Source organism: Bradyrhizobium sp. P5_C11_2, from assembly GCF_054049755.1.
This window is the reverse complement of record NZ_JBFULT010000220.1, coordinates 1-13,666: the sequence shown is the minus strand read 5'-3', so window position 1 is coordinate 13,666 and position 13,666 is coordinate 1. Positions and strand designations below refer to the sequence as shown.

The following is a 13,666-nucleotide window of genomic DNA, read 5'->3' as shown; positions in this document are numbered from 1 at the left end:
GGCATAGATCGCGAGCGCGCGTGCCGCGTCGCCATGTTCGAGTGCGCCCAGCGCCTGGTGCCAGCGGATATGGCCGTGCAGGATTCCGGCACGGCCGTAACCAGGAATCCAGTCGTCGACGAGGCGGTCGGCTTCGTCGATCGAGCCGTCCTCGAACATCGCATGCAGCACGGCATGCGCGGCATGGGCATTTTCACGGCGCAGGCCGAAACCGCGCTCGGTGACGCTGCGGCCGCGCGCGACATGGCCGTTCTCGGTCATCGCCCAGCCGTGCAGCGTCAGGAACCACCAGTCCTCGCCGTAATGATGTGCGACGCGCTCGCACAAAGCCTGCCGCGCCTGGTCGTGATCGGCCATGCCGGAGAAGGCGAACAGGCCGAACGCGCCGAGCGGCAGCGACAGCACCACGGCATCGCGCGGCCAGGTGTCGATGTGCTTCAGCGTCGCCGCCAATGCTTCGGGCAGGCGTCCCTCGATCGCGAGCGCCAGCGTCTCGACATGCGAGCGCTCGCGCTCCGTGCCGCGTTTGGCAACGAGCTCGCGCGCCACCRCCGCTTTCCTTCGCGCAAGATCGCCCTGCTGATAGAACGCGTGCAGCCGTCCCCGCGCGATATGGGCGAGTGCAAAGTCGGGATCGGCCGCGATCGCACGCTCCAGCGCCTMCGCCGTGCCGGTCCAGCCCGCCAGCATGAGGTCGACGCCCTCGCGATAGGCGGATGCCGCCGCGTGCGAAGCGGTGGAGAGCGGCAGTCCGTAGCGGTCCTCCTGCGCCATCATCGCCTCCCGCCCTTACGCCGTCCGCGCGCGACGTCCCTCGATCGGATAGGCCGGGTCGTTGTAGCCGGGCGTCGACGGGTGGCCCGGCGTCACCAGGCGGTCGATCAACGCTTCGTCCTCGGCGGTGAAGCGGTAGTCGAGCGCGCGGATATAGTCGTCCCACTGCGCCTCGGTGCGGGGGCCGGCGATGACGGAGGAGACGAAGGCGGAGTTGAGCACCCAGGCGACCGCGAGCTGGCCGGCGGTGATGCCGTTCTTCTCGGCGTGGGTCTTGATCTCCTGCGCGAGCAGAAGCGATTCCGGCCGCCATTCCGTCTGCATCATGCGGGTGTCGTTGCGGCCCGCGCGCGTCTCCTTGTCCGGAGCAGCATCGGGGCGGTATTTGCCGGTGAGCACGCCGCGCGCCAAGGGGCTATAGGGCACGATGCCGAGGCCGTAATAGCCACAGGCCGGAAAGTGCTCGACCTCCGGCATACGGTTCATCGCGTTGTAATAAGGCTGGCTCGCCACCGGCCGGTCGATGCCGAGCCGGTCGCAGATGTTGCAGATCTCGGCGACGCGCCAGGCGCGGTAGTTGGAGACGCCGAAATAGCGCACCTTGCCGGCGCGGATCAAATCGCCCATCGCGCGCACCGTCTCCTCCAGCGGCGTCGCATGGTCTTCCTTGTGCAGATAGTAGATGTCGATGTGGTCGGTGCCGAGCCGCGTCAGGCTGTCGTCCGCGGCCTGCAACACCCAGCGTCGCGACAGGCCGACACGGTTGGGATCGTCGCCCATCGGATTGGCGAGTTTTGTCGCGAGCACCCAGTCGTGGCGGTTGCTGGCAATGGCGCGGCCGACGACCTCCTCGGACGCACCTTTCGAATAGGCATCCGCGGTGTCGATGAAATTGATGCCGGCCTCGTGCGCCTTGGCGATGATGCGCGTTGAGTCCGCTTCATCGGTGGGACCGCCGAACATCATGGTGCCCAAACAGATCGGCGACACTTTGAGGCCGCTGCGGCCGAGTTGGCGGTATTGCATGGGCTATCCTCGATGCTTCTTCTGGGCGCGAGCATAGCCTCCCAATTACGTCATTGCGAGCGCAGCGAAGCAATCCAGCAATGCCGCCGCGGAAAGACTTGGATTGCTTCGCTGCGCTCGCAATGACGGGGTTCGTTGAGCCGCACTGCCTCCACTTCGCCGGGACGACATGAGAGTTTGTCGCGGCCGCGGTGGCAGCCTAACGCTACCCCGGCCCCTTCAAGATCTTGAACACGCCGTTCGCCATCACCACGCAGCGATTGTCCACCGTCACCTCGGTGCTCATGAAAATGAGGCTGCGCGTCGCGCGCACCACGCGGGGGCGGGAGATCAGGATGTCGCCGATCTGGCCGGCCTCGAGGAAATGGGTGTCGAGCTGCACCGTCGCCATGAACTCCTTGCCCGAGACATAGCGGGCAGTCATGCCGCAGGTGCGGTCGGCGAAGGTCATCATGACGCCGCCCTGGACCATGCCGCGACGGTTGTGGTGCTTGTCCTCGGTGCCAAGCGCGAATTCGTAATGGCCGTCGACCTTGCGCTCCCACAAGGGGCCGATCAAATGGATGAAGCCGCTGGTGTCGACGATGGTCCAGCCGTCTGATTTGAGCTTTGCGGCGGTCTTGTCGATCATCTTCCGGCCCATCCTTGCACGCGTATCTCTCCTCGTTTCATCAGATGCGGTCCTGGTGTAGTCAAGCATGATGAGACCGTTCGACGATGCCACCAGACGGAATATCGCAGGTGCCTGCGCGGCGTTCGCGCGGCTGCCCGACGCGGCCGAGCCGTCGCCACTGAAGCGGGCCGCGGTGGTGCTGGCGCTGACTGCGGCGAATGGGGGCGCCGACACCGCGTTCCTGCTCACATTGCGCGCATCACACCTGCGCGCGCATCGCGGCCAGTGGGCGTTGCCGGGCGGGCGCTGCGACCAAGGCGAAACGCCGGTCGAGGCAGCGCTGCGCGAGCTCGACGAGGAGCTCGCGCTCAAGCTGACGACAACCGACGTGCTCGGCCTGCTCGACGACTATCCGACCCGCTCCGGCTATCTGATCACGCCGGTGGTGGTCTGGGCCGCCGACAGCGCCGCGATCCGGCCGAACCCGGATGAGGTCGCCTCGGTCCATCGCATCGGGCTCGCGACGATCGAGCGCGACGACGCCTTCGACTTTATCGCGATCCCCGAAAGCGCGCGCCGCGTGATCCGCTTCCATCATCAGGCGAGCCTGATCCACGCACCGACGGCGGCGCTGATCTATCAGTTCCGCGAGGTGCTGGCGGGGCGGCCGACCCGCGTGACTGAACTGGAACAGCCGGTGTTCGCCTGGAAGTGACGATGGTAAACGGCACGTTAACGTGACGGTTACCGGATGCCTGCTAGGAGGGCATCATGCATCATCACCCGATTCGACACGCCCTGACGCTGGTTCCATTCGCGCTCGTCCTGCTTGCGCCGGCGGCGCCGGCCCAGGATTCCGCCGCGCTGCCGCCAGCCGTCAGGAATGCGATGGCGCAGGCCTCGCCGCAGGCGATCGCGGAATATCGCCGCAAGCTCGCGGAGTATCAGGAGGCGCGCGCCGCCTTCGACGCCGAGGCCGGCGCCTATTGGAGCCAGATCTCGGAGAAGCGGCGTGGCCGCAACGCCAAGCGGCGCAGCGGACAGCAGGTCACGCTCGACGATTACGTGCTGGAGCATCCGCCGCTCTATACGGGGCCGAAGCGGCCGGTGAATCCGCAGCCGGATGAAGCCCCGGAACGTCCACCGCGAAGGCCTATACCCGTGGCCGCCGATTTCCTGCGCGCGGCGCAGGAGCTCTACCAGTTCACGCCGCAGCGCGCGACGAACGAGGTCGAGTTCAAGCGCGCCTATGCGCGCTACGCACTCGCCTCAGGCCTCACGCGCGAGCAGGCGGTGCGGGTCTATGCGTTCGAGACCGGCGGCACCGGCAGTTACGACGTGCAATCGGGAATCGAGCATGGCGGCAAGCGCGCGATCTCGACCGCGATGGGCTACAACCAGTTGCTGACCACCAACAGCGTTGAGCTGCTGGCCGAGCAGGGCCACGAATTCATCCGTGCGCTCGGCGACAAGGTGGCGCAGAGCTCGGGACCGGCACGCAAGACGCTGGAGCACAAGTTCGGCGTGCTGAAGCGCATGGTGGCGCATGCCAAATCGGTGCCCGACACCTGGTCGGAGCACGAGAAGATCGGCGACACCGCGCAGGGCTGGGCCATGCATGCGATGGTGCTCGACATCGACATCGGGCCGATGTTGCAGACCCACAAGCTCTTGACCTCGGTGCTGTTCGCCCGCGCCAAGGGCTACACCCGCCCGCTCACCGCGGCCGAGCTCGAGATGATGAACCTCACCGGCGACGGCACCGGCCTCGATATGGTGACGATGCCGCAGGCCATGCGCGAGCGGGTGCCGACCTCGAACTTCTTCCAGCGCGGCGGCTACGAGCGCAACCCGGTCGCGATCCGCCACAACACGGTGGCGAAGCTGCTCGCGGTGACGGATTCGCGGATGGACTCGAACAGCAACAATGCCGGCGCGAGGGAATTGGCTGCGGCGTTTTAGCGAGGGATCTGGCGTCGGCGCTTTAAAAGGTGTCGTCCCGGCCTAGTGCGCAATTGCGCACGGGGGGCCGGGACCCATAACCCCAGGGAGCAGTTTGGCGATGATTAGTCGTTCAGTACTGCCACCTTGCGCAAGCCGGTAGATCACGCGGTATGGGTCCCGGCCTTCGCCGGGACGACATTGAGTATGTGRCGTGCCCCGCCCATCCCCTACTGATCCGACCCGAACTTGAACTTGCCGTCGCCTTCGAGATACGGGCCGCTGCGCATGTAGAGCTGGCCGTTATGGCCAATGAAGAACAGCGTGCCGCGCGGCACCTTCTTGGCGCCCTTCAGCAGTTCGCCGGCATTGCTGGTGCCCATCTTGTAAGAGAAGGTCTTGCCGTCCTTGTCATAGGCGTAGCCCATGTCGGGCTTGAGCTCCCACGGCGTCGCCGCGGTCTGCGCCAGTGCGGGCGCCGCGAACGCGCCCAGCACCGCTACAAGTGCAAATGTCTTTGTTGAAAATGCCATCATCCATCCTCCCCGCCATTGGGGTGCCCGGCTTGAACAAATCACGAACGGCGTATCCCGGTCAATTTGCGAAAGCGCCGCAGCGCATCACGTCTTGTCCAGCAGTTTGTGATTTTCCCTTCGCCCCCTCGCGACTATGTTCCGCTTTCCGTCTAGAACGCAATTCGACAAAAATATTGGTGGGGATGATTCGGATGAACCTTGTCATTAAAGCTTGCTGGGCCGCCGGCCTGTTGCTGACGGTGCTCGCGCCGGCCGCCCGGGCCGATGATTACCAGCTCAGCCACAACCAGCGGATTTCGTGCAGCCGCGGCCTGGCCCCGGGCAAGCTGAACACCGCGACCTGCAAGTCCTACACCTACCTGTTCAATACCAAGACCTCGGAATATTTCCGCTGCCAGGTCTCGCTGGCGCTGACCCGCGACAACAAGGAAGTCATCAACGTCCAGACCGATGGCGGCTGCACCAAGAAGCCGCGCATCTTCGAGACCGACGGTCATTACGATTTCGACGCCACCGAGACCGAGCCGCCGAACACCAACTCGTTCTTCGGCCCCGGCGGCTACTCGGTCTGGGCCGCCGACGTCACCGTGCAGAAGGTCCGCGGCTGCATCATCATCTCCTCCGGGCTGGGCTCCGACATCTCCAAGTGTCTGGACATGACCTTCCAGTGACGGCTTGCCAGTGACGGTGCGCTCCCTCCCCCGCCTGCGGGGGAGGGTTGGGGAGAGGGTGCATCCGCAACGGGACAATCCCCTGGAGGAGAAAGCCCCCACCCGCGCCTTCGGCGCGACCTCTCCCGCAAGCGGAGAGGTGACCGAGCCTGCCGCGCGCCTGAGTGCGCTCTCATTTGAGCCCGCTCATTATCCGCCTGCGCCACCTCGCCGCACCCGCCAGTTCCCCAAAAGTCGAGGCGGAACGGCCGTTTACCGCAGTCCTGTTTTGTCTTTTGGATGGGTTGACCCGCTCTCCTCATCCGGCCAATTTCCCCGCCGGTTTGGGGAGTACGAAAATCATGAAACGGACGATTATCGGCGCGGCCGCGGCTCTTGCTCTGGCGGCGTCGGCGCCTTGCGCGCATGCGCAATCCTTCATCAACGTGCTGACCGGCGGCACCTCCGGCGTCTACTATCCGCTCGGGGTCGCGATCGGGAAAATCTACGGCGACAAGATTCCGAACGTGAAGACGCAGGTGCAGGCCACCAAGGCGTCGGTCGAGAACCTGATCCTGCTCCAGCAGGGCCGCGGCGAGCTGGCGTTCACGCTGGGTGACTCGCTGAAAGCGGCCTGGGAGGGCGAGGAGGAGGCGGGCTTCAAGACCAAGCTCGACAAGCTCAGGACCATTGGCGCGATCTATCCGAACTACATCCAGATCGTCGCCACCGCCGAGTCCGGCATCAAGACGCTGGCGGACCTCAAGGGCAAGAGCCTCTCGGTCGGCGCGCCCAAGTCAGGCACGGAGCTCAATTCGCGCGCGATCCTTTCCGCCGCCGGCATGACCTATAAGGATCTCGGCAAGGTCGAATATCTGCCGTTCGCCGAATCCGTCGACCTCATGAAGAACCGCCAGTTGGGGGCGACGCTGCAATCGGCCGGCCTCGGCGTCGCCTCGCTGAAGGATCTCTCGACCTCGAGCCCGATCACCGTGGTCTCGGTGCCGAAGGAGACCGTCGACAAGATCGGCCCGCCCTTCATCGCCGCGATCATTCCGGCCAACACCTATACCGGCCAGGACAAGGACGTGCCGACCGCGGCCGTGGTCAACTATCTCGTGACCAGCTCGGCGGTGTCCGACGATCTCGCCTACCAGATGACCAAGCTGATCTACGAGTCGCTGCCGGAATTGCAGAATGCCCATGCGGCGGGCAAGGAGATCAAGCTCGAGACGGCCGCCACCGGCAGCCCGGTTCCGCTGCATCCCGGCGCGATCCGCTATTACAAGGAAAAAGGGCTGATCAAGTAATACAGGTGTCATGGCCGGGCTTGACCCGGCCATCCATCCTCCAAGAGTCATCTTTTGATGGATGCCCGGGTCAAGCCCGGGCATGACGATTTCAGGGCGCGGGGAAACGAATATGTTGCAGGCAGAGGGCACCGAAGCGCCCATCAAGGTCGAGTTCGACAATTTCGAGCACGGCTTTCCGGAAGGTTTTGGCCCGGGCTGGTGGGGCCATCTCGCCTACTGGATCGGCATCGCGTTTGCCACCTTCCAGCTCTATGTCGCGGCCTTCAACTATCTGCCGAGCCAGGTGGTGCGCGGCGTCCATGTCGGCTTCCTCATCCTCCTCACCTTCGGCCTGATCGGCAATTTCACCGCCAAAAGCGATGTCGGCCGGGCGCTCGGCTGGCTGATCGGCGGCGCCGGCTTCCTGTGCGGGCTCTATCAATGGATCTTCTACGCCGACCTGATCGCGCGCGACGGCGATCCGACGCGGCTCGATCTCGTGGTCGGCACGCTGCTCGCGGTGCTGATCTTCGAGGGCACGCGGCGGCTGATGGGCGCGGCGCTGCCGCTGATGTGCGGGGCCTGCCTCGTCTACTGGTTCTTCGGGCAATACCTGCCGTCGCCGCTCAACCATCGCGGCTATGATTTCGACCAGATCGTCACGCATCTGTCCTTCGGCACCGAAGGTTTTTACGGCGTGCCGATCTACGTGTCCGCGACCTACATCTTCCTGTTCATCCTGTTCGGCTCGTTCCTGGAGCGCGCCGGCATGATCCAGCTCTTCACCGACGTATCTCTTGGGTTGTTCGGCAGGACCCGCGGCGGTCCGGCCAAGGTCGCGGTGTTCGCCTCGGGCATGATGGGCACGATCTCCGGCTCCGGCGTCGCCAATGTCGTCACCGTCGGCCAGTTCACGATTCCCCTGATGATCAGGTTCGGCTATCGCCGCGCGTTCGCCGCCGGCGTCGAGGCGACGGCCTCGATGGGCGGACAGATCATGCCGCCGGTGATGGGCGCCGTCGCCTTCATCATGGCGGAGACGCTCGGCGTCCAGTACTCGGAGATCGTGAAAGCGGCGGCGATCCCCGCCATCCTCTATTTCGCCTCCGCCTTCTGGATGGTGCATCTGGAAGCCGGCAAGCATGGCCTCGTCGGCATGAAGCGCTCGGAGATCCCGAGCGCCTGGAAGGCGCTGGTGACGCGCTGGTACCTCGTGCTGCCGCTGGCGGCACTGGTCTACATGCTGTTCGAAGGTTTTACGCCGCTCTATGCCGGCAGCATGGGCCTCGCGCTGACGGTGACGCTGATCCTCGGCGCCAGCATCACGGCTGGCGCCTCCTCCATGGCCATCCGCTACATCTTCTGGATCGGGCTCGCGCTCGTCGTTGCCGCGCTGTCGCGCGACGGCTTGCAGATCGTGCCGGTCGCGAGCGTCGTGGTCGGCCTGATCGTGATCACCGCTTTCATTCGCGGCGGCCCCGCGGCGTTGCGGGCCTGCCGCGACGCGCTGGCCGAGAGCGCGAAATCCGCCATCACCGTCGGCATGGCCTGCGCCATCGTCGGCGTCATCATCGGCATGATGTCGCAGACCGGCGTCGGCACCATCTTCGGCGGCTGGGTGATCGGGCTCGGCGAGAAGAGCCTGTTCCTGGCGCTGATCATGACCATGCTGCTGTCGATCCTGCTCGGCACCGGCATCCCGACCATCCCGACCTACATCATCACCGCCGCGCTCGCCGCACCCGCGCTGGCAAAGCTCGGCGTGCCGCTGATCGCGAGCCACATGTTCGCGTTCTATTACGGCATCATGGCCGATCTCTCGCCGCCGGTGGCGCTCGCCGCACTTGCCGCGGCGCCGATCGCGAAAGAGAACCCGGACAAGATCGGCTGGGAGGCGATGCGCATCGCGCTTGCCGGCTATGTCATCCCTTTCATCTTCGTCTATTCGCCGGCGCTGATGCTGCAGGCCGGCGATCCGATGGCGGCCAAGCTCGGCTTTTACGGCGCGGTGGCGCTGGCGAGCTTCAAGGCGCTGGTGGCGATCGGCCTGTTCGGCATGGTCGCGATCGGCTTCCTGTTCACGCGGCTGACGCTGCTCGAGCGCGTGGTCGCGCTCGGCGCGGCGCTCTGCCTGCTCGGCGACTTCCCGTTCAGCGACACTGCGGGCTTTACCCTCTCCGCGGCCCTCGTGCTGTGGCAGTGGCGGCAGCGCCCGCCGGCCACGGTCGAGGCGGTGTGAGCCTCTGCCTCGCAACAGCGGGCGGCGTGAAGGCGCTGGCGCTTTCCGCCTTCACGCTGGTGTGGACGCACTCGATCGAGAAGGTCGACTGGCAGGAGGACTGGCGCGTCACGCCGGCCGGCCTCCAGCTGGTGCAGGCGCGCGTCAAGGGCACCGGCGCCGGCATGGAGCCGCCGCCGGAGGCGCGGCTCGTTGATGGCTGGTTTCAATGGCAGCCGAAACGTGCGCCGATGCGGGAGGTCGTGCTCGGCAATTCCGGCGCGGCCGGGGAATGGCGACTCTGCCATGACGGCGTGTGCCGGACGTTGTCGGAGATTGTCGGGCATCCCATAGGTGCTAACGTTACAAAAATGAGCGTCTGCAAAGATCCGTAGCCCGGATGAGCGAAGCGATATCCGGGAACGGCGCCCCCGGATATCGCTTCGCTCATCCGGGCTACAAAGAACAACAACGGGAGACACGTGATGGATCGGCTCAAGGGCAAGGTTGCGATGGTGGTGGGGGCCGGCTCGATCGGGCCCGGCTGGGGCAACGGCAAGGCCACCGCGGTGACCTTTGCGCGCGAGGGTGCGCAGGTATTCTGCATCGACCGCAACGGCACTGCTGCCGAGGAGACCGCGAAGATCATCAAGGACGAAGGTGGCAAGGCGACCGCGTTCACCGCAGACGTGTCGCGGGCAGCCGAGATCGAGGCGATGGTCGCGGCGTGCCTGAAGGCCTACGGCCGTATCGACGTGCTCGACAACAATGTCGGCATCGCCGAGATGGGCAGCGTGGTCGATGTGACCGAGGAGAGCTGGGACCGCGTCTTCAGCGTCAATCTCAAGAGCGCCTATTTCGCCATGAAGCACGTCATTCCCGTGATGATGAAGCAGGGCGGCGGCTCGATCATCAACATCTCCTCGATCGCCTCGATCCGCCACATGGGCATCTCCTACGTCACCTACGGCAGCTCGAAGGCCGCAATGAACCAGATGACCCGCACCACGGCGATCGAGTTCGCGCGCCACCATGTGCGCGTGAATGCGATCCTGCCCGGCCTGATGAAGACGCCGATGGTGGAGCACTCGGCAGGGTTGGCGGCAAGCTACGCCAAGGGCGACGTCGAAGCGATGTGGCGCGCCCGCGACGCCCAGGTGCCGATGGGCCACATGGGCGACGCCTTCGACGTCGCCAACGCCGCGCTGTTCCTGGCATCGGACGAGTCGAAATATGTGACGGGGATCGAGCTCGTGGTGGACGGCGGGATCACGTGCAAGGCGGGGGCGTAGCTCCAATCTCCGCCGTTGTCCCGGACAAGCGCGCCTCAAGCGCGCGCAGATCCGGGACCCATAACCACAGGACGGTGGAATAGGCACGCTGATTGCTCCAGCGTGCTTCAACAACTGGCTTTCGGGGTAATGGGTCCTGGCTTTCGCCAGGACGACATTACTGCGCCAGCGCCAGAATCCCGCCGGCGAAGGTGTGCCAGGCCGCGGTCTCGCTGATCGGCCAGTTCAACACCTTCACCGCCAGCAGCGCGAGCGTGCCGTAGATGTAGACCGGATGCACGCGGCCTTCGATGCGGAAGTCGCGCACCATGGCGACGACGAGCAGCAGCGAGGCGACCACCGCCGGCGCGATGGTCACAGGCACCGGCGGCGGGCCCGGCGGTCCGGGAGGGGCGAGGAAGGTGAGAAACCAGCGCGCGATCGCGGCGTCGAGGATCGAGACCGCGGCGAGCAGCATCAGGCGCTTGTGAACTTCGGGCTTCCGCGTGTTCATGATCGCGAGCACGAACGCGCCTGCGAAGAACGCGATCCCGCTCATCGGCACGATCGAGAACGCGATGCCGGCCTCTTTCTGCCCGAGCGCGGCGGAATGCTGCATCACATGCACGGAAGCGAGGAAGCCGAAGATCGTCATCGCGGTCGCAAGCGACACGCCGGCGATGCCGAGCGAGCGGTGATTGACCACGCGGCCGGAGGCGGCGAGCCAGGTCTGGAGCACGAAATAGAGCGTCCAGGTAAAGAACAAGAGTCCGTGAAAATGGATCACCGGACTTGCGGAGAATGTCCGGCCCATAACCCCAGGCGTGTGTTTGGCTAAGACTGGGCGTTCGGGACTGGCACCATCCGTAACGGTTGGATTCCGCGGTATGGGTCCCGGCCTTCGCCGGGACGAGAAGATTATCCCCCCGCGCTCAATTCTGCGCGATCGAGCTCTCCCTCGACCCGGTGAAACGCGTCGTCGCCGATCACTTCGGTGGCGCGGAGGTCGAAGATCGATTTGCGTGCGGCTTCGATGGCGCGGCGGCGCAGGGGGTCGGCGGGCAATTCGCCGTTGGTGATGCCGCCGTGCGGGTCGTCGTCCGCCTGCATCAGGATGGCGCGATATTCGAGCCGCAGGATCTCCGCCTCTTCCGACGGATCGTCCTCGATCGCATCGAGCGCCGCGCGATAGGCGACCGCGCGGGCGCGCGCGACCTCGACGCCGACGGGATCGTCGTCCTTGAGGCCGAACGCCAGGATGAGCGGCCGCAGCGTCAGGCCCTGGATCACCAGCGATCCCAGCACGACCGCGAACGCGATGAAGACGATGAAGTCGCGATAGGGAAAGTTTTCCGGCAAGGCAAAGGCGGTGGCGAGCGTGACGAGGCCGCGCATGCCGCACCAGGAGATGATGAGGCCGCCCTTGGGCGAAGCCACCTGCTTCGGATCCTTCGGATGATAGATGTCGTGCGCGATCAGCACGCGCAACGTCGTGCGGTAGAACGTCACCCAGGCGAGCCGCACCAGCACCACCGTGAGCAGGATCCAGGCCGCCGCCACGCAATATTCCCAGCGCACCTCCTGATCGAGCCGCGTCCAGATCGGCCGCATCTGCATGCCGATCAGCATGAAGGCGAGCACGTTGAGCACGAACACCGTCGTCTCCCACACCGCATAGGACGGCACCCGCAGCCGTGCCGGCATGCTGGCCGGCGCCGTGCGCGCCATGGTGATGGCGTAGACGACGATGGTGAGGATGCCGGAGAGGCCGAGATGCTCGGCGGCGATCCAGACCATGAAGGTGGTGGCAAACTGCACGATGATCGCACTCGGCACCTCGGTCACCCGCTGCAGGAACAGCGGGATGATGCGGGCCGCCAGAAGTCCGGCGAGGACGCTGCCGACCAGCCCCAGCGCGATCGTCGGCGCGACCTCGCTCCATTTCAGATGCTCCATCGCGACCGCGCCGACCGCGATGCGATAGATCAGCAGCGCAGTCGCATCATTGAGCAGGCTTTCGCCTTCCAGCACCTTCACCATGCGGTAGGGCAATTTCACTTGGCTCAGGATCGCGACCGCAGCCGCGGCGTCCGGCGGCGCCACGATCGCACCGAGCGCAACCGCAGCCGCCCACGGCATGTCCGGCATCAACCAATGCGCGACCAGCGCGACGCCGGCTGTGGTCATGCCGACGGCCGCCACGACCAGGGTCGAGACTGGAACCCAGTTGTTGCGGAGGTCGCGCAGCGAGGTGTCGAAGGCGGCGTCCAGCAGCACCGGTGCGACAAAAAGCGCCAATGCCAGGTCGGGTTCGAGCGTCCAGGACGGGCTGTTAGGCACGAAGGCGACCAGCGCGCCGCCGATGGCGAGAAAGGTCGGGTAGGGGACCTTGATCCGCCGCGCCAGCGCCGATAATGCAACGGCGCCGAGCAGCAGCGCGATGATCCATTCGAATGTCGACACGACGATCCCCGAAACCAGATTTGAGCGACRCCATAAGCTAGCATCAATCCGGCCGTATGATGGATAGTGTGGCTACAAAGCAAGAGCTCCCGACTGCAACAACCATGCGTTCTTCCGTCCTGATGCAATTTCCTGGTGCCGCGCTGCTCTGCGTGCTCGCGCTCGGTGCCGCCCATGCGGCGACCGGCGGCGAGCCCGTCGCGGTCCCGCAGGTCGACGTCGCGCCGTGCCTCGCGGCGAGCGCGGCCGATGACATGGACAAGGCGGCCGCGGCCTGCACCGCCGTGATCGACAACGAGAAGACGGCGAAGCCCGACCTGATCAAGGCGCTGATCGCGCGCGGCGCGCTGTTCGCGCGACATGACCAGGTCGATCGCGCGATCGCCGACGATAGCCGGGCATTGCAGCTCGACCCCACGCTCGCCGACATCTTCAACGCGCGCGGCGAGCTCTGGCTGAAGAAGGGTGACCGCCCCAGGGCCGTGCAGGACTTTGGCGCGGCGCTGAAGATCGATCCGAACCACGAGAAGGCCAAGGCCAATCACAAGGCGATGGCGCGCGAGCTCGAGCGGATCGGGGCGCAGATGGCGGTCGCCGGCAAGCCGAGCTTCAATTGCAGGAGCGCGCGCCGCGCGGTGGAGAAGGCGATCTGCGCCAACCGCGAGCTCGCCGATCTCGACCGCGAGGTTTTTGCCGCCAACGCGCGCGTGCTGCGCGAAGCCCGCAATGCCGGGGAGGCCAAGGCGCTTCAGCGTGCGCAGGATGATTTCATCGCCCGCCGGAATGCCGAATTCGGCCGGCCGGGATATGATCTGAAGAAGGCGATGCAGGAGCGCTTGCAGCGGATCAACGGGGTGGATGGGTATTGAGGCGGTCTTCGCC

At 65.6% G+C, this 13,666-nt stretch carries 12 protein-coding genes and 2 pseudogenes; 8 read left to right on the top strand and 6 right to left on the bottom strand.

Going from position 1 to position 13,666, the window contains the following annotated elements; genetic code table 11:
• The 3 genes and pseudogenes from ACXJL8_RS20740 to ACXJL8_RS20730 form a co-directional block, all read right to left on the bottom strand.
• A pseudogene (locus ACXJL8_RS20740) lies at positions 1-774 on the bottom strand (tetratricopeptide repeat protein); the annotation flags it as partial.
• A 15-nt stretch (positions 775-789) separates the two neighbouring features.
• Positions 790-1,800 (bottom strand): aldo/keto reductase, encoded by a 1,011-nt coding sequence (locus ACXJL8_RS20735; protein WP_456620508.1) that lies wholly within the window; start codon positions 1,798-1,800, stop codon positions 790-792.
• A gap of 205 nt (positions 1,801-2,005) precedes the next feature.
• The gene (locus ACXJL8_RS20730) at positions 2,006-2,431 is read right to left on the bottom strand and encodes a PaaI family thioesterase (RefSeq protein WP_456620507.1); all 426 of its coding nucleotides are present in this window, start codon (positions 2,429-2,431) and stop codon (positions 2,006-2,008) included.
• Between the two features lie 67 nt (positions 2,432-2,498).
• Here ACXJL8_RS20730 and ACXJL8_RS20725 point away from each other — a divergent pair, with 67 nt between their 5' ends.
• Both ACXJL8_RS20725 and ACXJL8_RS20720 read left to right on the top strand, forming a co-directional pair.
• Positions 2,499-3,128, top strand: coding sequence for an NUDIX hydrolase (locus tag ACXJL8_RS20725; protein WP_456620506.1), 630 nt, complete (start codon positions 2,499-2,501; stop codon positions 3,126-3,128).
• Between the two features lie 56 nt (positions 3,129-3,184).
• On the top strand, positions 3,185-4,375 hold the full coding sequence (locus ACXJL8_RS20720) for a hypothetical protein (RefSeq protein ID WP_456620505.1): 1,191 nt from the start codon (positions 3,185-3,187) through the stop codon (positions 4,373-4,375).
• Positions 4,376-4,584: 209 nt separating this feature from the next.
• On the opposite strand, the gene ACXJL8_RS20715 is transcribed toward ACXJL8_RS20720, so the two are convergent.
• Complete coding sequence (locus tag ACXJL8_RS20715; protein ID WP_456620504.1) at positions 4,585-4,887, bottom strand: hypothetical protein; 303 nt, start codon at positions 4,885-4,887, stop codon at positions 4,585-4,587.
• 194 nt (positions 4,888-5,081) lie between these two features.
• On the opposite strand from ACXJL8_RS20715, the gene ACXJL8_RS20710 reads away from it, so the two are divergent.
• From ACXJL8_RS20710 to ACXJL8_RS20690, 5 genes are all read left to right on the top strand, one after another.
• The gene (locus tag ACXJL8_RS20710; RefSeq protein ID WP_456620503.1) at positions 5,082-5,561 is read left to right on the top strand and encodes a hypothetical protein; all 480 of its coding nucleotides are present in this window, start codon (positions 5,082-5,084) and stop codon (positions 5,559-5,561) included.
• A 341-nt stretch (positions 5,562-5,902) separates the two neighbouring features.
• The gene (locus ACXJL8_RS20705; RefSeq protein WP_456620502.1) at positions 5,903-6,850 is read left to right on the top strand and encodes a TAXI family TRAP transporter solute-binding subunit; all 948 of its coding nucleotides are present in this window, start codon (positions 5,903-5,905) and stop codon (positions 6,848-6,850) included.
• Between the two features lie 112 nt (positions 6,851-6,962).
• Positions 6,963-9,071, top strand: a complete 2,109-nt coding sequence (locus tag ACXJL8_RS20700; RefSeq protein ID WP_456620501.1) for a TRAP transporter permease — start codon at positions 6,963-6,965, stop codon at positions 9,069-9,071.
• Complete coding sequence (locus ACXJL8_RS20695) at positions 9,068-9,445, top strand: DUF1850 domain-containing protein (RefSeq protein WP_456620500.1); 378 nt, start codon at positions 9,068-9,070, stop codon at positions 9,443-9,445. Before ACXJL8_RS20700 ends, ACXJL8_RS20695 begins: the two co-directional genes overlap by 4 nt.
• A 90-nt stretch (positions 9,446-9,535) precedes the next feature.
• Entirely contained in the window at positions 9,536-10,342 is an 807-nt protein-coding gene (locus ACXJL8_RS20690) for an SDR family NAD(P)-dependent oxidoreductase (protein WP_456620499.1), read from the top strand.
• Positions 10,343-10,499: 157 nt separating this feature from the next.
• Here ACXJL8_RS20690 and ACXJL8_RS20685 read toward each other — a convergent pair.
• Both ACXJL8_RS20685 and ACXJL8_RS20680 read right to left on the bottom strand, forming a co-directional pair.
• A pseudogene (locus ACXJL8_RS20685) lies at positions 10,500-11,129 on the bottom strand (hypothetical protein); the annotation flags it as partial.
• A 110-nt stretch (positions 11,130-11,239) separates the two neighbouring features.
• A complete protein-coding gene (locus ACXJL8_RS20680) occupies positions 11,240-12,784 on the bottom strand; it encodes a cation:proton antiporter (RefSeq protein ID WP_456623616.1) in 1,545 nt (514 codons plus the stop codon).
• Positions 12,785-12,888: 104 nt separating this feature from the next.
• Between ACXJL8_RS20680 and ACXJL8_RS20675 the strand changes: the two genes are divergently transcribed.
• Positions 12,889-13,653: a hypothetical protein gene (locus tag ACXJL8_RS20675; RefSeq protein ID WP_456623615.1), complete on the top strand. Its 765-nt coding sequence runs from the start codon at positions 12,889-12,891 to the stop codon at positions 13,651-13,653.
• The last annotated feature ends 13 nt before the right edge of the window (positions 13,654-13,666 follow it).